This window comes from Variovorax sp. J31P179 (assembly GCF_030316985.1).
Taxonomy (GTDB): Bacteria; Pseudomonadota; Gammaproteobacteria; order Burkholderiales; family Burkholderiaceae_C; genus Variovorax; species Variovorax ginsengisoli_B.
The window spans coordinates 189,250-210,748 of record NZ_JASZYL010000005.1 but is presented as its reverse complement, the minus strand read 5'-3'; the positions used below and the strand labels follow the sequence as shown (position 1 = coordinate 210,748).

Below are 21,499 nucleotides of genomic sequence, written 5' to 3'. Positions count from 1 at the left end.
GGCGGCCTGATCCCCTCGTTTTTTTTCAAGGACCCCCCATGAGCGACATCCTCGTCCACACCGAAGCCGGTGTGATGACCCTGACCTTCAACCGCCTCGACAAGAAGAACTCGATCACCAGCGCGATGTACGGCGAGCTGGCCGACGCGCTGGCCCGGGCCGAGCAGGACGGCGCGGTGCGCGCGGTGCTGATCCAGGGCGACGCCACGATCTTCAGTGCCGGCAACGACATCGGCGACTTCCTCAACCAGCCGCCTTCGACCCAGGAGTCGCCGGTGTTCCGCTTCCTGCGCGGCATCGCCACTTTTCCGAAGCCGATCGTGGCGGCGGTCTGCGGCCCGGCGGTGGGCATCGGCACCACGATGCTGTTCCACTGCGACCTGGTTTATGCCGGCGACAACGCGGCCTTCTCGATGCCCTTCGTCAATCTGGGCCTGTGTCCCGAGGCTGCGTCCAGCCTGCTGGTGCCGCAGATGTTCGGCTACCACCGCGCGGCCGAGGCGCTGCTGTTGGGCGAACCCTTCATGGCTGAGGCGGCGCTCGAGGTCGGCCTGGTCAACCGCGTGGTGCCGCCCACCGAAGCCAATGCCATCGCGCAGGCGCAGGCCCGCAAGCTGGCGGCCAAGCCGCTGAGCGCCTTGATCGAGACCAAGCGCCTGATGAAGAAGTCGCAGCAGCCGGCGCTGCTCGAGCGCATGGGCGAGGAGGGTCAGAGTTTCGGCCGCATGCTGCGCGAGCCGGCGGCGCGCGAGGCCTTCACGGCCTTCATGGAGAAGCGCAAGCCGGATTTTTCGAAGGTCTGAGCGGGGGTGAGAAGGCGTGCCCGCCGTCCCGGGCGCGTCAGTGGGCCTGCCCCGAGTCGTTCAGCTGATCTCGAATTGCCGTACTCAGCTTTGCACAAATCTTCGCCTTGGGGCCACCCTTCAACCACGCCAGGCCCACCGGTGGCAGGTTCCATGGCAGGGGCTCCGGCAGCATTTCCGCGGCGCCTCCGGCTGCTACCGCACGGGCCACATCGCTCGGGAGAACCGTGACGCCTCGGGGCATCTGGCTCAGCGCGGACGAGATCGTGGCTACCGCATAGGCCTCCAGGGCGGGCACCGGAGCGCGCTGCCCAGCTGCCGAGAATATGGCGTCGATCATCTGTCGAATCGGCGTGTGCGTCGGCGGGAAGATCCAGTCCATTTCCGAGAGCTGATCGATATCGAGAGGGGCGTGGGCGTGCCGCATCAATGGGGCGGCACTCGGGCGAGCCACGATCAGGTGCGCTTGCTGCTGGTACAGCAGCACCTGCTCGAGATCGTCCTCGGTGCTCGCGCCGGAGAAGCGGCAGATCGCGCAGTCCAGCGCTCGTTCGCGCAATGCTTGCAGGAGCGGGGCCGTGGTGTCCTCTTGGGCGTGCAGCAGCAGCCGCGGGCGCAAGTCGAACAGATGTTTCCACAGGGCGTCCAGCGCCGGTGGCGAGACGTAGGGGATGAGCCCGATGCGCAGCCTTCCCTGACGTCCTTCGCGCACCCCATCGAGCTCCTTGACCAGCGCCTCGTTGTCGGCAATTGCGAGCCTGGCCCTGGCGACCACGACCTCGCCCGCGGCGGTGGGCTCCAGGCCGCGCCGGGTACGCAGGAAGAGCGGCTGCATGAAGATGTTCTCTATGTCTGCGAGGGCCCTGGTCACCGTCGGTTGACTCAAGGACAGCTGCTTTGCGACCGCTGTCACCGAACGATGCCGGTCGAAGGCCAGCAGCAACGCGTAGTGCCGGATCTTCAATCGGTTCTCGAGACGCGGCGCGAGTGGAACGGGTTGAGGCATAGAGTCGGATGCATTCATCGATGCAAAGATATTCTATTTTTGCTATTCGACGCTCTACACTTTTCGGACTCTCCCGATCCTTCGTAGGCGTAGAAAATGATCTCTCGTATTCGTCGCGGCCTGGCCGCGCTGGCCCTGACGGGCCTTGCTTCCGTCGCTTGCGCCGCGTTCCCCGAGCGGCCGATCACGCTGATCGTCCCATGGGCAGCGGGCGGATCGACCGACATCCTCGCCCGTTCGCTGGCGGAGCAACTGAGCCGGTCCCTGGGCCAGCCGGTCATCGTCGACAACCGGGCGGGTGCTTCCGGCAACATCGGGTCCAACATGGTCGCCAAAGCCAAGCCCGACGGCTATACGCTGCTGGTGGGTTCCATGAGCACGCATGCGATGAACCCGGCGCTGATGTCGATGCCTTTCAAGGGCGTGGACGACTTCACTCCGATCGCGCAGCTTGCCAACGTGGTGAACACGTTGGTGGTCAACCCGTCGGTCCCGGCAAAGAACGTGGCGGAATTGGTTGCCTACGCAAAGGCCAATCCCGGCAAACTGGCCTATGCGAGCGCGGGCGGCGGGTCGACGAACCACCTGAGCGCGGTGTTGTTCGAAAAGGCTGCCGGCATCCAGATGCTTCATGTGCCCTACAAGGGGGGCGCCCCCGCCGTGCTCGACACAGTGAGCAATCAGACACAAGTCCTCTTTTCGGCCGGAACTCAAACGCTTCCGCACGTCAAGGCCGGAAAGCTCAATCTGCTCGCTGTGACGGAGGGCAAGCGCTCGTCGCTGCTCCCCGAGACGCCGACCGTTGCCGAAACGCTGCCTGGCTACGAGCTCGGGGTCTGGTACGGATTGTTCGGTCCCGCGAACATGCCGAAGGAACTCGTCGCGCGACTGAATGATGCGGCGAATCGGGCGTTGGCCGATCCGGCGATCCGCGCGCGAATGGACTCGATCGGCGTCGAGATCGTCAAGGGGACGCCGCAACAGTTCGCTTCCGTGCTGCGTCGCGATGCCGAACGCTACGGCAAGATCATCCGCGATCTCAACATCAAGGCGGATTGATGCCGACTTCGAGCCGAGCCGCGCTTCTCGAGCTGCCTGTCGAAAGGACGGCAGCGTTGTGCGATGCGCTGTCGCGGACGCACGACTTCGAGGGGGTGATGCAGATTCTCGAGGGCGCCCGCCGCGAGCTGCTTGGCGAGGGACTGCTGACCGTCAACCTGCGCACCGATCGCCTGCCGGGCCGGTCGGCGATGAAAGCGCGAGAAGACGACGTGGAGCTTCAGCGCGTCTGGAGCTCGGATGTCGACGCCTACCCGCTCGCCGGGCGCAAGCGCAAGTCATGGACGTCCTGGACCCTTCAGTTGCTCGGACGTGGCGAGGTTTTCGTCGGCGAGGGTGCCGCGGCCATCGAAGAGGCCTTCAGCGATCATGCGTTGATTGCTTCCCTGGGCTTGCAGTCTGTGGTCAATGTGCCTTTGCTCGATCCACATGACGTCTGCTTCGCGACCTTCAATGTGTTGACGCCCCAGGCCAGGTGGACGCCCCGGGATGTCGTCTCGATACGGCTGCTGGCGCTGCTTGCGACGCCGGCGGTGGCTCTCGAGGCCGTCAGGCTTTCTTGATGCGGCACCCGCCATACCAGTCCATCGAATCGACAATGAGCTTCACCACACGTCCGGAAATCGTCGGTACCTTCGGCGTCGTCGCCTCCACCCACTGGCTGGCTTCGCAGACGGCCATGGGGGTTCTCGAGCGCGGCGGAAATGCGTTCGACGCCGCAGTGGCTGGCGCTTTCGTGCTCCAGGTGGTCGAGCCGCATCTGAACGGGCCCGGTGGCGAGGCGCCGATCCTGCTGTGGGACGAGCGCGAGCGCCGCATGGTGTCGATCTGCGGCCAAGGCGTTGCGCCGGAGGCCGCAACGGTCGACGCATTCCGGCGCATGGGCCTCGAACAGGTTCCTGGCATCGGGCTGCTGCCGGCGACCGTGCCGGGTGCCTTCGGCGCCTGGTTGACGTTGCTGAGGGACCGCGGCACCTGGTCGCTCGCCGACGTGATGGCGCCCGCCATCGGCTACGCCCGCGATGGTTTTCCGTTGATACCGCGGGCGGTGCAGGCCATTACGGCAGTGCAGGACCTGTTCCGCAAGCACTGGCCTTCGTCGGCCGCCGTGTGGCTTCCGGATGGCCGGGTGCCCACGCCGGGCGCGTTGTTCCGGCTGCCGCAACTGGCCTCGACCTGGGAGCGCATTCTTCAGACAGCGCAAGCGAAGGAGGGCAGCCGCGCCGAGGTGATCGATGCGGCGCTTCGCTGCTGGTACCAGGGCTTCGTAGCATCGGAGATCGACGGGTACTACAGCACGCAGGAGGTTCGCGACACGACCGGCGAGAAGCACAGGGGCTTGCTGCGCTACGACGACCTCGCGCGCTGGACGCCGGCGGTCGAAGCGCCTCTCTGCGTGGACTTCGGCCGCTACACCTTGGCGAAGTGTGGCTTCTGGAGTCAAGGGCCCGCATTCCTGCAGCAGGTCGGCATGCTCCGCCATGCGGATCTGGCGCACCATGCGCCAGACACGGCGGGCTTCGTTCACCGCATCGCGGAAGCAGCCAAGCTGGCATTGGCGGATCGGCTCGCCTGGTACGGAGTGGCCCCCGGTGCCTCGCGGGACGTCCAGTTGGCGCTGCTGTCGGATGACTACCTGCGCCAGCGCTGGGCGCAAGTGTCGGACCGCGCCGGCCAGACTCTCGACCCGGGCGCCCCGCTGGGGCTGCCGCCGCGCTTGCCCGATCTGGACGCCGCCCGGCGGACATTGCTTGCGGCCGACACCCGCTTTGGTGTCGGCGAGCCCACCTTCGCTGCGCTTCCTCCGGTCAGCGAATGGCTGGAGCGGGAGGTGTTCGTCGGGGATACCTGCCACATCGACGTGATCGACCGGCATGGCAACATGGTGGCGGCGACGCCTTCAGGCGGGTGGCTGTCTTCGAGTCCGGCCATCCCGGGCCTCGGCTTCTCCATCAATACCCGGCTGCAGATGACCTGGCTCGACGAAGGCCTCCCCAACACCCTGACGCCCGGCGTGATGCCCTGCACCTCGCTGTCGCCCTCGCTGGCACTGCGGGACGGAGAACCGTACATGGTGTTCGGAACGCCGGGAGGTGACCAGCAGGATCAATGGTCGCCCGCCTTCTTCCTTCGCCATGCCGTGCACGGCATGAATCTGCAGGAAGCGATCGATGCGCCGGCGTGGCATGTGGACCATTTCCCGTCATCGTTCTGGCCGCGGGAGACGATCTTGAACCGGCTGACGCTCGAGTCTCGTTTCTCGGAAGATGTTGTTCAGGAACTGCGTGATGCGGGTCACGGTGTTCGGGTGGGGGAGCCTTGGTCGGAGAGCCGCATGTCGGCTTGCAGCCGCGAGCAGGACGCTCGCGGCCGGTTGATCCTTCGTGCGGCCGCCAACCCTCGCGGCATGCAGGGCTATGCCGTGGGGCGGTAGGACGCCGTCAAGCTTTCTCGATCGGCCGCGGCCGGCCGTCGTCGTCTATCGCGACGTAGGTGAATGTGGCCTCGGTCACCTTGATGTACTCGCCCTGCGCCCGGAAGCGCTCGGCGAAGACCTCGACCGTGACCGTGACCGAGGTGCGCCCGATGCGCACCAGCTTCGAATAGAACGACAGGATGTCGCCCAGCCGCACCGGCTGCTTGAAGATGAATTCGTTGACCGCCACGGTCGCCATCCGGCCCTTGGCGTAGCGCGCCGGAATCACCGAGCCGGCCAAGTCGCACTGGGCCATGACCCAGCCGCCGAAGATGTCGCCGTTGGCGTTGCAGTCGGCGGGCATCGGGATCACCTTGAGCACCAGCTCCATGTCGGCCGGCAGGCTCTTGAGCGTGGCGGGGAGGTTGGCGCTGGAATCTGCGGACATGGGCACAATCTGGGGTCGGGTCGTCAGACCCTTCTGAAAACAACAGCCACGATTGTCTCCCATGCGCCGCAGCGGCGAAGCACTTTCCTCTCCCCACCCCACCTCGGCCGGCACGCCCGCCCGCAGCGACCGATCCGACTGGGCGACGCTGCGGCGTCTGTTTCCGTACCTCTGGCGTTACAAATGGCGCGTCATGGCGGCGCTGGCCTTCATGGTCGGCGCCAAGGTCGCCAATGTGGGCGTGCCGGTGCTGCTCAAGAACCTGGTCGACGCGATGTCGATCAAGCCCGGCAGCGCCGCCTCGCTGCTGGTGGTGCCGGTCGGGCTGCTGGTCGCCTACGGGCTGCTGCGGCTGTCGACCGCGGTCTTCAACGAGTTGCGTGAGCTGGTCTTCGCCAAGGCCACCGAGGGCGCGGCGCGCAGCATCTCGCTGGAGGTGTTCCAGCACCTGCATGCGCTGAGCCTGCGCTTCCACCTGGAGCGCCAGACCGGCGGCATGACGCGCGACATCGAGCGCGGCACGCGCGGCGTGCATTCGCTGATCTCGATGTCGCTCTACAGCATCGTGCCGACGATCATCGAGCTGACGCTGGTGCTGACCATCCTGGGCGTGAAGTTCGACTCGGGCTTCGTCTGGATCACGCTGGCCGCGCTGGTGGTCTACATCTCCTTCACGGTGGTCGTGACCGAATGGCGGACCCAGTTCCGCAAGACCATGAACGAGCTCGACTCGGTGGCACAGAGCCGCGCGGTCGATTCGCTGCTCAATTACGAGACGGTCAAGTACTTCAACAACGAGGGCTTCGAGGCCGGCCGCTACGACGCCAGCCTGGAGCGCTACCGCAAGGCGGCGGTCAAGAGCCAGACCACGCTCAGCATGCTGAACGCGGGCCAGCAGTGCCTGATCGCGATTAGCCTGGTGGCGATGCTCTACCGAGCCACGCAGGGCGTGGTCGACGGCCACATGACGCTGGGCGACCTGGTGATGGTCAACGCCTTCATGATCCAGCTCTACATCCCGCTCAATTTCCTGGGCGTGATCTACCGCGAGATCAAGCAGAGCCTGACCGACCTCGACAAGATGTTCGTGCTGCTCGAGAAGGAGCGCGAGGTGCGCGACGCGCCGGAGGCCCGGCCGCTGGCGGGCCACGATTCGACGGTGCGCTTCGAGGACGTCAGCTTTGCCTACGAGGCGGCGCGGCCGATCCTGAAGCACGTGAGCTTCGAGATTCCGGCCGGCAAGACGGTGGCCGTGGTCGGCCCGTCGGGCTCAGGCAAGTCGACGCTGGCCCGATTGCTCTACCGCTTCTACGACGTCCAGCAGGGCCGCATCACGATCGGCGGCGAGGACATCCGGCAGGTGACGCAGGCCAGCGTGCGGCAGGCGATCGGCATCGTGCCGCAGGACACGGTGCTGTTCAACGACACGGTCGAATACAACATCGCCTATGGGCGGCCGGGCGCCAGCCGCGAGGAGGTGGAGGAGGCCGCGCGGGCGGCGCGCATCCACGACTTCATCGTCCACACGCCCAAGGGCTACGAGACCATGGTCGGCGAGCGCGGGCTGAAGCTCTCGGGCGGCGAGAAGCAGCGGGTGGCGATCGCGCGCACCCTGCTCAAGAACCCGCCGATCGTGATCTTCGACGAGGCCACCTCGGCGCTGGACTCGGCCAACGAGCGGGCGATCCAGTCGGAGCTCAAGAGCGCGGCGCGCAACAAGACCACGCTGGTGATCGCGCACCGCCTGTCGACGGTGGTCGACGCGCACGAGATCCTGGTGCTCGAGAGCGGCGTGATCGTCGAGCGCGGCACCCATGCGCAGTTGCTGGAAGGCCAGGGCAAGTACGCCCAGATGTGGCGCTTGCAGAAGCTCGAGGCCGAGCCGGTGCTGTGAACCCTTTTCCTTGATTCAGGAGCATGCCGAGAATGTCAGAGAAGATTCCCCTGTTGGTACTCAACAGCCTGTCGCAGGCCCACCAGGCGCAGGTCGCCGCGGTCTACGACGTGACCTATCTGCCGGTGCCGACGCAGGCCCAACGCGATGAGCTGATCGCCGCCCAGGGCGGGCGCTTCCGCGCGGTGCTGACGATCGGCACGATCGGCCTGACGGCCGCGGAGATCGCCGCCATGCCGAAGCTGGAACTGGTGTGCTGCATGGGGGCCGGCTACGAGGGCGTCGCGCTGGAGGCGGCGCGTGCGCGCGGCATCGCGCTCGCGAACGGGGCAGGCACCAACGACGACTGCGTGGCCGACCATGCCTTCGGCCTGCTGATCGGCGCCATGCGCCACATCCGCAAGCTCGACCGGCTGTGCCGCGAAGGGGTGCGGCGCGAGACGATTCCGCATCCGCCCAACGTCTCCGGCAAGCGCTTGGGCATCGTCGGGCTGGGCACCATCGGCCAGAAGATCGCCAGGCGGGCCGAGGGCTTCGACATGGCGATCGGCTATCACAACCGCAAGCCGCGCGAGGGCGTTGCCCACCGCTACTTCGACAGCGTGCAGGCGCTGGCCGAATGGGCCGACATCCTGGTGGTCGCGACACCGGGCGGCGCGTGCACGCGGCACCTGGTGAATGCCGCCGTCCTCGATGCGCTGGGGCCGCGGGCCTTCCTGGTCAACATCTCGCGCGGCAGCGTGGTCGACACAGAGGCGCTCGCTGCGGCGCTGCGCGAAGGCCGTCTCGCAGGCGCTGGGCTCGACGTCTATGAGAGCGAGCCGCTGCCGCCCGCGCCTCTGGTCGGGCTCGACAACGTGCTGCTGACGCCGCACATGGCGGGGTGGTCGCCGGAGGCGACGCAGGCCTCGGTCGATCGGTTCCTGGCGAATGCCGAGGGGCATTTTTCGGGGCGAGGGGTGGTGTCGGCTATTTGAGGGGTTACGTGGCGTGGGCGGCGATGGCGAGCGGTATGCCCTGGGCCGGCCGACGTCACCGGCCCTTCGGGCTTCCCTGCGCTGCTCGCGACAGGCGGGGTCCGCGCAAACTCGCTCCGCTGCGCTCCACTCAAACACGCGCGGCCCTTTTTCCGCGCACCGCTGCGCTGCTCGGTGGTGCCTCAACGGCCGGCCCAGGGCATACCGCCCGCCACCGCTGAGACGTTGGGGTTGCATCGACGTTGGAGACGTCGAGATCGCTTGCACGCCCCCTGAGCCCGGCATGCGGTGCGGGACGGGCGATCCCCTCTGCGCCGCTGAGCAGCGCAGCCTTTCGCGGATAAGGGCTCGCGACTGTTTGAGTGGAGCGCAGCGGAGCGAGTTTGAGCGAGACCCCGCGAAAGGCGAGCAGCGCAAGGCAGCCCGAAGGGCCGGCGCAGTGGGGTCGACTGGCCCGCACCGCTTGCCGGGCGCCCCTCGAGAGACAAACGGACTCCTCAACCAATCGCGGAAGGCTGCAGACTCCCCCACCCACAAGCCAGGTCATGCGCATGCCCCAGCCGCAGCACCGCCATGTCCGCATGCACCGGCCCCGCGATCTGCAGCCCCATCGGCAGCCCCTCGCCGTTGAATCCCGCGCGCACATTGAGCGTCGGCAGGCCAGCCAGCGTGAAGGGCGTGACGATTTCCATCCAGCGGTGGTAGGTGTCGCTCTCCACGCCGCCGACCGACGTCGGCCAGGCCAGCGTGGCGTCGAAGGGGAAAACCTGGGCCGTCGGCGCCACCACGAAGTCGAAACGCTCGAAGGCCCGCAGGAACGCTCGGTAGACGTTGGAACGGTAGACCGATGCCTGGTACAGCGCCGCGGCGTCGAGCAGCTGGCTCTGCTCGATCTCCCAGCGCGCCTCGGGCTTGAGCTTGCCGCGCAGCGCCGGGTCGGCATGCGCGGCGCCCAGCTTGCCGCCGACCAGCAGCTGGCGCAGCCGCAGCCAGGCGGTCCAGTTCTGCTCGCGCGGCACGTCGAGCTGGTGCGGCTCGACCTCGCAGCCGAGGTCGCGGAAGGTCTGCAGCGCGCTTTCGCAGAGTTCGCGAACGCCGGGCGCCAGCGGCAGCTCGGGCCAGATGCTGCCGAGCCAGCCGATGCGCAGGCCCCGGGTCTCGCCATCGAGCCGCAGCGCATCGGGCGAGGGCAGGGCGCCTTCCAGCGACAGCGGCAGCCGGGGATCGAAGCCCGCCTGCACCGCCAGCAGGCGCGCGGCGTCCTCGACGGTGCGCGCCATCGGTCCCTCGGTGCCGAGCTGCTGCAGGAACAGATCGTCTTCGGGCGCACCCGGCACCCGGCCGCGCGATGGCCTGAAACCGATCACGTTGTTGAAGGCGGCAGGGTTGCGCAGCGAGCCGCCCATGTCGCTGCCGTCGGCGACCGGCAGCATGCCGAGGGCCAGCGCCACCGCGGCCCCGCCGCTGCTGCCGCCGGCGCTGAGCGCCGGATCGTAGGCATTGAGCGTGGTGCCGAAGACCGTGTTGTAGGTGTGCGAGCCGAGCCCGAACTCGGGCGTGTTGGTCTTGCCGATGACGATCGCGCCGGCGCTGCGCATGCGGGCCACATGAAGGCTGTCGCTGCGCGCCGGCGTCCGCGGCGCGATCGGCGATCCCATCGAGGTCGGGAGACCGGCCGCATGGCTCAGGTCCTTGACCGCCAATGGAAAGCCGTGCATCCAGCCGAGGCGCTCGCCGCGTGCGAGCTGCGCGTCGCGCTCGCCGGCCTCGTCGAGCAGCTGCTGCGGGTCGCGCAGCGAGACGATGGCGTTGAAGCGCGGGTTGAGGGCCTCGATGCGCGCCAGCGTGGCGCCCATCAGCTCGCGGCAGGACAGCTCGCGCCGGGCGATCAGCTGCGACAGGCGGGTGGCATCGAGGGCGAGAAGGTCGGAGGCGTTCATGGCGATCGCGGGATCGGTGGCGGTTCACCAGTATGTCGCAGCCTCGCATAATCGCCGGATGGAAACCAAGTGGCTCGAAGACTTCGTCAGCCTGGCCGAGACCCGCAGCTTCAGCCGTTCGGCCCAGCTGCGCCACGTGACGCAGCCGGCCTTCTCGCGCCGCATCCAGGCCCTGGAGGGCTGGGCCGGCACCGACCTGGTCGACCGCAGCTCCTACCCCACCCGCCTGACGCCGGCCGGCCAGACCCTCTACGGCCAGGCGATCGAGATGCTGCAGGCGCTGCAGAGCACGCGCGCCATGCTGCGCGGGCACTCGGCGGTGGCGCAGGACGTGATCGAGTTCGCGATCCCGCACACGCTCGCCTTCACTTTCTTCCCGGCCTGGATCACCAGCCTGCGCGAGCAGTTCGGGCCGATGAAGAGCCGGCTGATCGCGCTGAACGTGCACGACGCGGTGCTGCGCCTGGTCGAAGGCAGCTGCGACGTGCTGATCGCCTACCACCATCCCTCCCAGCCGCTGCCGCTCGACGCCAACCGCTACGAGATGGTGAGCCTGGGCGAGGAGGTGGTCGCGCCGTGGGTCAAGCCCGATGCCGACGGGGCGCCGCGCTACCGCCTGCCCGGGCGCCCCGGCCAGCCCTTGCCCTACCTCGGCTACGCCCCGGGCGCCTACCTCGGGCGGGTCGTCGATCAGCTGCTCAAGGCGTCCGGCACCGCGATCCATCTCGACCGGGTCTACGAGACCGACATGGCCGAGGGCCTCAAGGTGATGGCGCTCGAAGGCCACGGCATCGCCTTCCTGCCGGAGAGCGCGGTGCGCAAGGAGGTCCGCGCCCGCACCCTGGTCAGCGCCCTGCCGCCGGAGATCGATCGCCTCGACGCCACGATGGAAATCCGGGCCTATCGCGAGCGTCCTGGCACCACGGCCTCGAAGAGCGCCGGGCGCGTCGGCAAGGGAGCCGCCGATTCGCTGTGGGCTTACCTGGTGCAGGCCCAGGGTTCAGGCTGACGCCGTCGATTTGTGCACCGCACAAACTATGACGCGCCGACATGCCGACCGCCGCATTCGGCATTGGGCGCCGGCGATAACTGTGACTAAAGTCCGCCTCACGTTTTTTTCGGGCACAAAGGCTGCTTTGAAGTAGTTGTTCGCGAATCGGTGCGCCCTCGCAAGGTGCATCTCGCACCGGGTTGGTCCGGGTATGGCGCAGAATGCGGGCGTCTAGAATTTCGAGTCTTTCTCTCAGTCTCAGGAGTCAAGTATGAAGAAGCAGGTATTGGCGTTGGCCGTGATGGTGCTCGCCGCAGGAGGAGCCTTCGCCCAGGCCAACGACACGCTGGCCAAGATCAAGTCCACGGGTGCCGTGACGATGGGCGTGCGCGACTCGTCCGGCGCGCTGGCCTACACCATCGGCGACGGCAAGTACGTCGGCTTCCACACCGAGATGTCCGAGCGCATCCTGGCCGACATCCAGAAGCAGCTGGGCCTGCCCAAGCTCGACATCAAGCGCCAGCTGGTGACCTCGCAGAACCGCGTGCCGCTGGTGCAGAACGGCACCGTCGACCTCGAATGCGGCTCGACCACCAACAACGCCACGCGCCAGAAGGACGTCGCCTTCGCCATCACCACCTACGTCGAGGAAGTGCGCATCGCGGTCAAGGCCAATTCGGGCATCAACTCGATCAAGGACCTCAACGGCAAGAACGTGGTCACGACCACCGGCACGACCTCGGTGCAGACCCTGCGCAAGAACGAGCGCGCCCAGGGCATCGACTTCAAGGAAGTCATGGGCAAGGACCACGCCGACAGCTTCCTGCTGCTCGAATCGGGCCGCGCCGATGCGTTCGTGATGGACGGCCAGATCCTGGCCGGCAACATCGCCAAGTCGAAGGCCCCGGCCGACTTCAAGATCGTCGGCGATGCGCTGTCGGTCGAGCCGATCGCCTGCATGCTGCGCAAGGACGACCCGGCCTTCCTGAAGGCGGTCGACGACAGCATCAAGCGCCAGATCGCCGACGGCTCGCTGGCCAAGCTGTACGACAAGTGGTTCATGCAGCCGATCCCGCCGACCAACACCAAGGTCGGCCTGCCGCTGTCGGAAGCCACCAAGGCTGCTTGGGCCAACCCCAACAACAAGCCGATGGAAGACTACGTCAAGAAGTAAGCACGCGGGCTGATGCGTGAACGAACGCCCGCCTTTTCCGGCGGGCGTTTGTTTTGTGAGAGGCCTCCAACAATCATCGAGGAGTTCAAATGGGAAAATGGGATTGGCAGGTCTTCCTGGAAGATCCGGGCGGCAAGATACCGACCTACTGGCAGTGGCTGGTGTCGGCCTGGGGCTGGACGGTGTCGGTGTCCTTGTGCTCGCTGGTCGTGGCGCTGGTGCTCGGCTCGCTGGTCGGCGTGATCCGCACGCTGCCCGACAGCCCGTGGCTGGTGCGCTTCGGCAATGCCTGGGTCGAGCTGTTCCGAAACGTGCCGCTGCTGGTCCAGATCTTCCTGTGGTACCACGTCGTGCCCAAGATGTTCCCGGTCATGTCCGGCCTGCCGCCCTTCATCCTGGTGGTCTTCGCGCTCGGCTTCTTCACCTCGGCCCGGATCGCCGAGCAACTGCGCTCCGGCATCCAGGCCCTGCCCAAGGGCCAGCGCTACGCCGGCATGGCGGTGGGCTTCACGACGCCGCAGTACTACCGCTACGTCATCCTGCCGATGGCCTACCGCATCATCATCCCGCCGCTCACCAGCGAGTCGATGAACATCTTCAAGAATTCGTCGGTCGCGTTCGCGGTGTCGATTCCCGAAATGATCCAGTTCGCGATGCAGGCCGGCGAAGAGACCTCGCGCGTGACCGAGATGTACATGGCCGTGACCGTGCTCTACGTGATCTCGGCGATGGTCATCAACCGCATCATGGCCTGGGTCGAGAAGAGGGTCCGGGTGCCGGGCTTCGTCGTGGCCGGAACCGGCGGCGGAGGACACTGACATGAATCTCGACCTCACGTTCTTCAACTGGGCCGTCGTCAGCAGCTTCCTGCTCAAGGGCCTCTACTTCAGCGTGTTCCTGACGGTGGTCGCCACGCTCGGCGGCATCTTCTTCGGCACCTTGCTGGCCCTGATGCGGCTGTCGGGCAAGAAGTGGCTCGACATGCCGGCGGCGATCTACGTCAACGGCATGCGCAGCATCCCGCTGGTGATGGTGATCCTGTGGTTCTTCCTGCTGGTGCCCAACATCATCGGCCGGCCGATCGGGCCCGAGTACTCGGCCGTCATCACCTTCGTCGCCTTCGAGGCCGCCTACTTCAGCGAGATCATGCGCGCCGGCATCCAGTCGATTCCGCGCGGGCAGGTGTTCGCGGGGCAGGCAGTGGGCATGACCTACGGCCAGAACATGAAGCTGGTGATCCTGCCGCAGGCCTTCCGCAACATGCTGCCGGTGCTGCTGACCCAGACCATCATCCTGTTCCAGGACACCTCGCTGGTCTACGCCATCGGCGCCTACGACCTGTTCAAGGGCTTCGACACTGCGGGCAAGAACTTCGGCCGGCCCGAAGAGGCCTACCTGCTGGCCGCCGTCGTCTATTTCGTCTTGTGCTATTCGCTTTCATGGCTCGTGAAGCGGCTGCACAAGAAGATCGCCATCATCCGCTGAAGGAGCAAACCGATGTCCGACAAAATGATTGAAATCAAGAACGTTTCCAAGTGGTATGGCCCGGTGCAGGTGCTCAACGACTGCTCCGTCAGCATCTCCAAGGGCGACGTGGTGGTGGTCTGCGGGCCCTCGGGCTCGGGCAAGTCCACCTTGATCAAGACCGTCAACGCGCTCGAGCCCTTCCAGAAGGGCGAGATCACGGTGAACGGCATTCCGCTGCACGACCCCAAGACCAACCTGCCGAAGCTGCGCTCCAAGGTCGGCATGGTGTTCCAGCACTTCGAGCTGTTCCCGCACCTGTCGGTGACCGAGAACCTCACGATCGCCCAGATCAAGGTGCTGGGCCGCAGTGCCGACGAGGCCAAGACGCGCGGCCTCAAGATGCTCGACCGCGTGGGCCTGATGGCGCACAAGGACAAGTTCCCGGGGCAGCTGTCGGGCGGCCAGCAGCAGCGGGTGGCGATCGCCCGCGCGCTCTCCATGGACCCGATCGTGATGCTGTTCGACGAGCCGACCTCGGCGCTCGACCCCGAGATGGTCGGCGAGGTGCTCGACGTGATGGTGTCGCTGGCCAAGGAAGGCATGACCATGATGGTGGTCACGCACGAGATGGGCTTCGCGCGCAAGGTGGCGAGCCGCGTGATCTTCATCGACGTCGGCGGCCGCATCCTGGAAGACTGCTCGAAGGAGGAGTTCTTCACCCACCCCGAGAATCGTCAGCCGCGGACCAAGGATTTCCTGAACAAGATCCTGCAGCACTAGGCGCGGGCGGATCGGTGCCGAGCGGCCCGATCCGAAGCCAGGGCCAGCGTGCGCGGTAGGACGCGGCCTTGCGCTCGAACAGCTCGCGGTGCGGCGTCAGCGGGTTCATCGTCAGCAGCCCCTCGTAGAGCAGCTTCAGCCCGTTCGGGGCGTAGAGTTCGGCGGGCCGGATGCCGACGCAGGTGGCCGGCACCAGGAAGCGATCGATGCCATCTTTCGCACTGTGCAGCGGGGCGTAGGGCTGACCGAAATGCGATTCGTACCAAAGGTGGACGCGTGCCTGGTTGGACGCTTCGACGGTGACGCCGATGTCTCCCAGCACCGCGTCGACCCGCGCCTGCACGCTCTGCTCACCCGCCGCCGTGGTGTCGCCGGCATCGAAGTAGAACAGGTCGTAGTCCTTGATGGCCGTCTCCGGCGCACGGCCCGCCTGCAGGTTCCACACCGTCTGGAACAGGCAGCCGGCGACCAGCCAGCCGTCCGGAAGGGCCAAGGCGGGCCAGCGCTCGAGGATCGCGCGGTTGTGGCGGTTGCGGAGGACGTCGGCGAGAAATCGGTCTTGCATGGCTTGAAGAGCATAGGCGTGCCAGGCAGGCGAAAAGGATGAAAAAAGCCCCGCGTGCGGGGCTTCGTCCAACGCCGCGAGGCCAGCCTACTTCGACCGCGCCGCCACCGCCTTCTCCGCCTTGGCCACCAGGTCGGCGCCGACGGTGTTCTTCCACTTGTCGTACACCGGCCGCGTGGCCTTGACGAAGGCCTCGCGCTCGTCGGGCGTGAGCTGGGTCACGGTCACGCCCATGCCGGCGATGTCCTTGAGCACCGGCTTGCCGGGCTCGACCAGGCCCTTGCGGGCAATGGCGATCTCCTGCTTGCCGGCGTCGAGCGCGGCCTGGCGCACGATGGCCTGGTCGGCCGGCGTCCACGAAGACCAGACTTCCTTGTTGACCACGAACACCAGCGGATCGCACACGTAGCCCCAGGTGGTCACGAACTTCTGGCCCACGGTGTGCATCTTCAGCACCGTGAACAGGAACAGCGGATTCTCCTGGCCGTCGACCGCGCCGCTGGCGAGCGCGGGCTGGGCGTCGGCCCAGCTCATCTGGGTCGGGTTGGCGCCCAGGGCGCTGAACATGTCGGAGTAGATCGGCGAGCCGACGACGCGGACCTTCATGCCCTTCAGGTCTTCGGGCGTCTTGATCGGCTTCTTCGAGTTGGTCACTTCGCGGAAACCGTTCTCGCCCCAGGCCAGCGGCACCACGCCGGCCTTGTCGAGCGTGGCGAAGATTTCCTTGCCGACCGGCCCCTGCGTCAGCGCGTCCACTGCCGCGTAGTCGGGCATCAGGAAGGGCATCGAGAACAGGTTGAGCTGCTTGACCTGCGGCGACCAGTTGATGGTCGATCCGACCGCCATGTCGATCACGCCCTGGCGCAGCGCGCTGAACTCGCGCGTCTGGTCGCCCTGGATCAGCGACACGCCCGGGTACAGCTTGATGTTGATGCGGCCCTGGGTGCGCTCCTTGACCAGGTCGGCCCAGATGCGGCCGGCTTCGCCCCACGGCGTCGGCGGACCCAGCACCAGCGACATCTTGTACTCGGCCTTGTAGGCCTGGGCGGTCGCGGCCACCGAGAAGCCGCCCAGCGTGGCAGCGACGGCGAGCAGGCCGAGCAGGGAACGACGGAATTTCATGGACAGTCTCCTTGGAATGAATCGGAAAGTCAGTAGCCGAGCTTGCGCGGCAGCCAGAGTGCGAGTTCGGGCCAGATGATCACGGCCACCATCACGAGGAACATCGCGAACAGCATCCAGCCGACCCAGCGCACGGTCTCTTCCATGCGCACGTTGGCGATGCGGCAGGAGACCATGAGGTTGACGGCCAGCGGCGGCGTGAATTGGCCCAGCGCGACCTTCAGCGTGAGGATGACGCCGAACCACACCGGGTCCCACTTGTAGTACTGCACGATCGGCCACAGCAGCGGCACGAAGATCAGGAAGATCGAGACGCCGTCGAGGAACATGCCGACCGTGATCAGCAGCAGGATCAGCAGCGACAGCACGCCGTACTCGCCGAGCCCCGAATTGACGATGGCGCGGGTGACCGGATCGATCACGCCGAGGGTCGACAACGAGTACGCGAAGATGCCCGCCAGCGACACCACCAGCAGGATCACGGCCGACAGCTCGCCCGATTCGCGCAGGATCACGAACAGGTCGCGGACCTTGATCGTGCGGTGGATCGCCATGCCGACGAAGAGGCCGTAGAAAACCGCCACCACCGCCGCCTCGGTCGGCGTGAAGAGGCCGGCGCGCATGCCGCCCAGGATCAGCACCGGCGCCGCCAGGCCCCAGGTGGCCTCGCGGAAGCTCCGCCAGAAGGGCGGGCGCGGCAGGCTCGATTCGAGTGCGCCCATCTTGTTCTTGCGGGCCAGCCAGACGGCCGGGACGATCAGCGCCACGCCGGCCAGGATGCCGGGGATCATGCCGGCGGCGAACAGCGCCGGCACCGAAGCGCCGGGGACCAGCACCGAGTAGACGATGAAGGCGACCGAGGGCGGGATCAGGATGTCGGTGGCGGCGGCGGCGCCGACCACGCTGGCCGAATAGGCGGCCGGATAGCCGGCGCGCGACATGGCGGTGATCATCACGGCGCCGACCGCGGCGGCATTGGCCGGGCCGGAGCCCGAGATGCCGCCGAGGAACATCGCCACCACGATCGCCACCAGCGGCAGCATGCCGGGGCCGCGGCCGACGATCGCGATCGCGAAGTTGACCAGGCGCAGCGCCACGCCCGAGCGGTCGAAGATCGACCCGACCAGCACGAACATCGGGATCGCGAGCAGGGGGTACTTGCCGAGGCCGGCGTAGAAGTTCTGCGGCACGGCCAGGAGGCCGAACCATTGCGCATCGCTGTTGGCCAGCGCGATGCAGGCGGCGCCGGCGAGGCCGAGCGCGGCGCCGATCGGCACGCCGACCAGCATCATCGCCACGAAGGCGACGAAGAGCAGCGTGGGGATCATCGCTCCGAATCCCCGTAGTTGGTCTTGCGTCCGCGGCGGATGAACAGGCCCAGCGCCCGCAGCGCGATCGCGAACGAGACGATCGGCAGCCAGATCGAATACCACCATTGCGGCACGCCGATGCCGGGCGAGGTCTCTTCGAAGCGATAGTCGTCCCACACCACGCGCACGCTGAGCGCGCCGATCAGCAGGAACAGCAGCGCGACCGTGATCGCGCCGAACTGCGCCAGCCGCTTGCGCCGCGCCATGCTGCCGCTCTCGGCGAAGTACTCGATGCGGATGTGGCGGTCGCGCGCCACTGCCGCGGAGCCCGCCACCAGCGCCAGCAGGATCATCAGGAAGACCGAGAACTCCTCGGTCCAGGCGAAGGACGAGTCGGTGAAGTAGCGCACCAGCACGTTGGCGAAGGTGATGCAGGCCAGCAGGCCCATGATGAGCACGGTCGCCCAGTCCTCGATCGCGAGCGGAACGCGGGTCGGCTCGTCGGCGGCTTCGATTTCAGGGGGGAGGGGGCTGGCGGCGTCCAGCACGGGGCCGGACTCGGTGGGAGAGGTCATCGGGGGGAGCAGGAAGGTGAGGCCACGTCATGTCACCGGGCGGACGCCGGGACGCGGTCCGTACACCTCGACAGGGAAGCAGCCAGGGATCGTAACGATCCATGACCATTTCGATATCGGGGGTTTCCTTAGCTGCCGCCCCGGCTCAGAGCGCTTTGACCAATTCGGGCACGGCCGTGAACAGGTCGGCCACCAGGCCGTAGTCGGCCACCGAGAAGATCGGCGCCTCTTCGTCCTTGTTGATCGCCACGATCACCTTGGAGTCCTTCATGCCCGCCAGATGCTGGATCGCGCCCGAGATGCCGCAGGCGATGTACAGCTGCGGGGCGACGATCTTGCCGGTCTGGCCGACCTGCCAGTCGTTCGGGGCGTAGCCCGCGTCCACCGCCGCGCGGCTGGCGCCCAGGCCGGCGTTGAGCTTGTCGGCCAGCGGCGCCATCACTTCCTGGAACTTCTCGGCGCTGCCCAGCGCCCGGCCGCCCGAGACGATGATCTTGGCGGCGGTCAGTTCGGGGCGCTCGCTCTTGGTGACTTCGCGGCCCACGAAGCTGGACTTGCCGCTGTCGGCGACGCCTGCGACGGTTTCCACGGCGGCGCTGCCACCGGTGGCCGCTGCCGCATCGAAACCGGTGGTGCGCACGGTGACGACCTTGATCGCATCGCTGCTCTGCACGATGGCAATGGCGTTGCCCGCATAGATCGGCCGCTCGAAGGTGTCGGGGCTGTCGACCTTGGTGACGTCGCTGATCTGGGCGACATCCAGCAGCGCGGCCACCCGCGGGGCGACGTTCTTGCCGTTGGCGGTCGAAGGGAACAGGATGTGGCTGTAGTTTTTCGCGATGGCAAGCACCTGGCGGCGACGTTCTCGGCGAGGTTCTCGGCCAGGGACGGGCTGTCGGCGACGATCACCTTGGCCACGCCTGCGACTTGAGAGGCGGCCTTGCCGGCTTCGGCGGCGTTGGCACCGGCCACCAGCACGTGGACATCGCCGCTGGCGCAGGCGATGCCGGCGGTGACGGTGTTGAGGGTCGCCGGCTTGAGCGTGGCGTGGTCGTGTTCGGCAATAACAAGTACGGTCATTTTTGTTCCAAAAAATTGGCCTGATCAGTTGGGGACAGAGCTTGCGCTTCGCGCTGCGGTCTGTCCCGCAAGCTTTTCAGATTACCTTCGCTTCGTTCTTCAGCTTGTCGACGAGGGTCGCCACATCCGGCACCTTGATGCCGGCACCCCGCTTCGGCGGCTCGCTGACCTTCAAGGTCTTCAGGCGCGGCTTGACGTCCACGCCCAGGTCTTCCGGCTTGAACGTGTCCAGCTGCTTCTTCTTGGCCTTCATGATGTTGGGCAAAGTGACATAGCGCGGCTCGTTCAGGCGCAGGTCGGTGGTGATGACCGCGGGCACGGAAAGAGAAATGGTCTCCAGGCCGCCGTCGACTTCACGGGTCACGTTGACCTTGTCGCCCGCCACTTCGACCTTCGAGGCAAAGGTCGCCTGCGGCAGATCGGCCAACGCCGCCAGCATCTGGCCGGTCTGGTTGGCGTCGTCGTCGATCGCCTGCTTGCCCAGGATGATCAGCCCGGGCTGCTCCTTGTCGACCAGCGCCTTGAGCAGCTTGGCCACGGCCAGCGGCTGCAGCTCTTCGGTGGTCTCAACCAGGATGCCACGGTCGGCACCGATGGCCATCGCGGTGCGCAGGGTCTCCTGGCACTTCGCATCGCCGCACGAGACCGCGATGATCTCGGTGGCGGCGCCCTTCTCCTTCAGGCGCACGGCTTCTTCGACGGCGATCTCGTCGAAGGGGTTCATGCTCATCTTGACGTTGGCAATGTCGACACCGGTGCCGTCGCTCTTCACGCGCACCTTGACGTTGTAGTCGACGACCCGCTTGACGGGAACAAGAATCTTCATGGTTGGCACTCCTTCAGTCTGGACGTGAGTTCACTCGAGCTTGGCGCCCGATTGCTTGATCAGGCGCTCCCAGATCGGGCGCTCCTTCTGGTACGCGGCCGCGAATGCCTCGGGCGAGCTGTCCTTGATCTCGAAGCCCATCGCTGCGACCTTGGCCTGCACGTCGGGCTGCTGCGTCGCCTTGCGCACCTCGTCGGCCAGCCGCTGGACGATCGGCTTTGGCGTGTTGGCCGGCGCGGCGATCGCCAGCCATCCTGTGACCCGGTAGGCCTCGTCCTTCAGGCCCTGCTCGGCCAGTGTCGGCACGTTGGGCAGCGTGCTCATCCGGCGTTCGCCGGTGACGCCGATGGCCTTGAGCTTGCCGGCCTCGACGTGCGGCTTGGCCACCAGCGCGCTGGCATAGGCCATCTGGATCTGGCCGCCGATCAGGTCCTGCAGCATCGGCGCCTCGCCCTTGTAGGCGACATGGTTCATGTCGGCCTTCTGCGTCAGGCTCATGTGGGCGCCGGCCAGGTGCGGATAGGCGCCCACGCCGTACGAGCCGTAGGCCAGCTTGCCCTTGTGGGCGCTGGCGTACTGGAGCAGCTCGGGGCCGGTCTTGACCGGCACGCTCGGATGCACCACCAGCACCAGCGGGGCCATCGCGATCTGGTAGACCAGCGTGAGGTCGCGCTGCGTGTCGTAGGGCAGCTTCTCGTACAGGAACTGGTTGGTCAGCAGCGAATTGCTCAGCGACAGCACGATGGTGTAGCCGTCCGGCGCCGCCTTGGCGACCGCGTCGGTGCCGATGATGCCGGCGGCACCCGGCTTGTTGTCGATGATCACGGGTTGGCCCAGGCCGGCCGCCAGCTTCTCGCCGATCACCCGTGCCAGCACGTCGGTGGCGCCGCCGGCGGCAAAGGGCACGACCATCCTGATCGGCTTGCTGGGCCAGGCTGGCTGCGCCTGGGCCGGCGAGATGCCGCACAGCGCGGCGGCCGAGGCAGCAGCACAGAGCCAGGCTCGGCGGCTCGTGGTGGGGTGGGTCATGGGTGTCTCCGGGTTCATGTACTTGTCAGGGATCGGT

Annotated in this window: 20 protein-coding genes and 1 pseudogene; 11 read left to right on the top strand and 10 right to left on the bottom strand. The window is 66.8% G+C overall.

The features are described from left to right. The first annotated feature begins 38 nt into the window (after positions 1-38). Positions 39-803 carry an enoyl-CoA hydratase gene (locus QTI17_RS14825; protein WP_286506827.1) on the top strand — a complete coding sequence of 255 codons (765 nt, stop codon included), beginning with the start codon at positions 39-41 and terminating at the stop codon, positions 801-803. 37 nt (positions 804-840) lie between these two features. On the opposite strand, the gene QTI17_RS14820 is transcribed toward QTI17_RS14825, so the two are convergent. After that, complete coding sequence (locus tag QTI17_RS14820) at positions 841-1,767, bottom strand: LysR family transcriptional regulator (protein ID WP_286534025.1); 927 nt, start codon at positions 1,765-1,767, stop codon at positions 841-843. A 138-nt stretch (positions 1,768-1,905) separates the two neighbouring features. Here QTI17_RS14820 and QTI17_RS14815 point away from each other — a divergent pair, with 138 nt between their 5' ends. Genes QTI17_RS14815 through QTI17_RS14805 form a run of 3 tightly spaced genes read left to right on the top strand, consistent with a single transcriptional unit; the run spans position 1,906 to position 5,302 of the window. Next, the gene (locus tag QTI17_RS14815) at positions 1,906-2,868 is read left to right on the top strand and encodes a Bug family tripartite tricarboxylate transporter substrate binding protein (RefSeq protein ID WP_286534023.1); all 963 of its coding nucleotides are present in this window, start codon (positions 1,906-1,908) and stop codon (positions 2,866-2,868) included. After that, positions 2,868-3,431 carry a GAF domain-containing protein gene (locus QTI17_RS14810; RefSeq protein WP_286534022.1) on the top strand — a complete coding sequence of 188 codons (564 nt, stop codon included), beginning with the start codon at positions 2,868-2,870 and terminating at the stop codon, positions 3,429-3,431. Before QTI17_RS14815 ends, QTI17_RS14810 begins: the two co-directional genes overlap by 1 nt. Positions 3,432-3,466: 35 nt before the next feature. Further along, the gene (locus tag QTI17_RS14805) at positions 3,467-5,302 is read left to right on the top strand and encodes a gamma-glutamyltransferase family protein (protein ID WP_286534021.1); all 1,836 of its coding nucleotides are present in this window, start codon (positions 3,467-3,469) and stop codon (positions 5,300-5,302) included. A gap of 7 nt (positions 5,303-5,309) precedes the next feature. Here the strand turns inward: QTI17_RS14805 and QTI17_RS14800 are convergent, their stop codons facing one another. Further along, on the bottom strand, positions 5,310-5,732 hold the full coding sequence (locus QTI17_RS14800; protein ID WP_286534019.1) for an acyl-CoA thioesterase: 423 nt from the start codon (positions 5,730-5,732) through the stop codon (positions 5,310-5,312). Positions 5,733-5,793: 61 nt separating this feature from the next. On the opposite strand from QTI17_RS14800, the gene QTI17_RS14795 reads away from it, so the two are divergent. Together QTI17_RS14795 and QTI17_RS14790 are read left to right on the top strand one after the other, a co-directional pair. Beyond that, a complete protein-coding gene (locus QTI17_RS14795; RefSeq protein ID WP_286534018.1) occupies positions 5,794-7,626 on the top strand; it encodes an ABCB family ABC transporter ATP-binding protein/permease in 1,833 nt (610 codons plus the stop codon). A gap of 32 nt (positions 7,627-7,658) precedes the next feature. Further along, positions 7,659-8,603 carry a 2-hydroxyacid dehydrogenase gene (locus QTI17_RS14790; protein ID WP_286534017.1) on the top strand — a complete coding sequence of 315 codons (945 nt, stop codon included), beginning with the start codon at positions 7,659-7,661 and terminating at the stop codon, positions 8,601-8,603. A 497-nt stretch (positions 8,604-9,100) separates the two neighbouring features. Here QTI17_RS14790 and QTI17_RS14785 read toward each other — a convergent pair whose 3' ends face one another. Continuing rightward, positions 9,101-10,543 carry an amidase gene (locus tag QTI17_RS14785; RefSeq protein ID WP_286534016.1) on the bottom strand — a complete coding sequence of 481 codons (1,443 nt, stop codon included), beginning with the start codon at positions 10,541-10,543 and terminating at the stop codon, positions 9,101-9,103. A 58-nt stretch (positions 10,544-10,601) separates the two neighbouring features. Between QTI17_RS14785 and QTI17_RS14780 the strand changes: the two genes are divergently transcribed. The 5 genes from QTI17_RS14780 to QTI17_RS14760 all read left to right on the top strand — a co-directional run bounded on the left by QTI17_RS14780 (position 10,602) and on the right by QTI17_RS14760 (position 14,955). Then, positions 10,602-11,552, top strand: a complete 951-nt coding sequence (locus tag QTI17_RS14780) for a LysR substrate-binding domain-containing protein (RefSeq protein ID WP_286534015.1) — start codon at positions 10,602-10,604, stop codon at positions 11,550-11,552. Between the two features lie 253 nt (positions 11,553-11,805). Next, complete coding sequence (locus QTI17_RS14775; protein ID WP_286523948.1) at positions 11,806-12,708, top strand: transporter substrate-binding domain-containing protein; 903 nt, start codon at positions 11,806-11,808, stop codon at positions 12,706-12,708. A gap of 89 nt (positions 12,709-12,797) precedes the next feature. Next, positions 12,798-13,526, top strand: a complete 729-nt coding sequence (locus tag QTI17_RS14770; RefSeq protein ID WP_286534014.1) for an amino acid ABC transporter permease — start codon at positions 12,798-12,800, stop codon at positions 13,524-13,526. Between the two features lies 1 nt (position 13,527). After that, entirely contained in the window at positions 13,528-14,193 is a 666-nt protein-coding gene (locus QTI17_RS14765) for an amino acid ABC transporter permease (RefSeq protein WP_286534013.1), read from the top strand. Between the two features lie 24 nt (positions 14,194-14,217). Continuing rightward, the gene (locus QTI17_RS14760) at positions 14,218-14,955 is read left to right on the top strand and encodes an amino acid ABC transporter ATP-binding protein (RefSeq protein ID WP_286506855.1); all 738 of its coding nucleotides are present in this window, start codon (positions 14,218-14,220) and stop codon (positions 14,953-14,955) included. On the opposite strand, the gene QTI17_RS14755 is transcribed toward QTI17_RS14760, so the two are convergent. The 7 genes and pseudogenes from QTI17_RS14755 to QTI17_RS14725 form a co-directional block, all read right to left on the bottom strand. After that, the gene (locus QTI17_RS14755; protein ID WP_286534011.1) at positions 14,891-15,520 is read right to left on the bottom strand and encodes a nucleotidyltransferase family protein; all 630 of its coding nucleotides are present in this window, start codon (positions 15,518-15,520) and stop codon (positions 14,891-14,893) included. The two genes, QTI17_RS14760 and QTI17_RS14755, sit on opposite strands and share 65 nt — an antisense overlap. Before the next feature lie 87 nt (positions 15,521-15,607). Further along, complete coding sequence (locus QTI17_RS14750; protein ID WP_286534010.1) at positions 15,608-16,642, bottom strand: DctP family TRAP transporter solute-binding subunit; 1,035 nt, start codon at positions 16,640-16,642, stop codon at positions 15,608-15,610. 29 nt (positions 16,643-16,671) lie between these two features. Next, on the bottom strand, positions 16,672-17,970 hold the full coding sequence (locus QTI17_RS14745; protein WP_286534009.1) for a TRAP transporter large permease: 1,299 nt from the start codon (positions 17,968-17,970) through the stop codon (positions 16,672-16,674). Further along, positions 17,967-18,527: a TRAP transporter small permease gene (locus QTI17_RS14740; RefSeq protein WP_286534008.1), complete on the bottom strand. Its 561-nt coding sequence runs from the start codon at positions 18,525-18,527 to the stop codon at positions 17,967-17,969. The genes QTI17_RS14745 and QTI17_RS14740 overlap by 4 nt, the downstream gene beginning before the upstream one ends. Positions 18,528-18,672: 145 nt before the next feature. Then, positions 18,673-19,607, bottom strand: a pseudogene (locus QTI17_RS14735) (electron transfer flavoprotein subunit alpha/FixB family protein). Positions 19,608-19,683: 76 nt separating this feature from the next. Further along, the gene (locus tag QTI17_RS14730; protein WP_286532443.1) at positions 19,684-20,433 is read right to left on the bottom strand and encodes an electron transfer flavoprotein subunit beta/FixA family protein; all 750 of its coding nucleotides are present in this window, start codon (positions 20,431-20,433) and stop codon (positions 19,684-19,686) included. A gap of 30 nt (positions 20,434-20,463) precedes the next feature. Continuing rightward, positions 20,464-21,462: a Bug family tripartite tricarboxylate transporter substrate binding protein gene (locus QTI17_RS14725; RefSeq protein ID WP_286534007.1), complete on the bottom strand. Its 999-nt coding sequence runs from the start codon at positions 21,460-21,462 to the stop codon at positions 20,464-20,466. Positions 21,463-21,499: the final 37 nt, after the last annotated feature.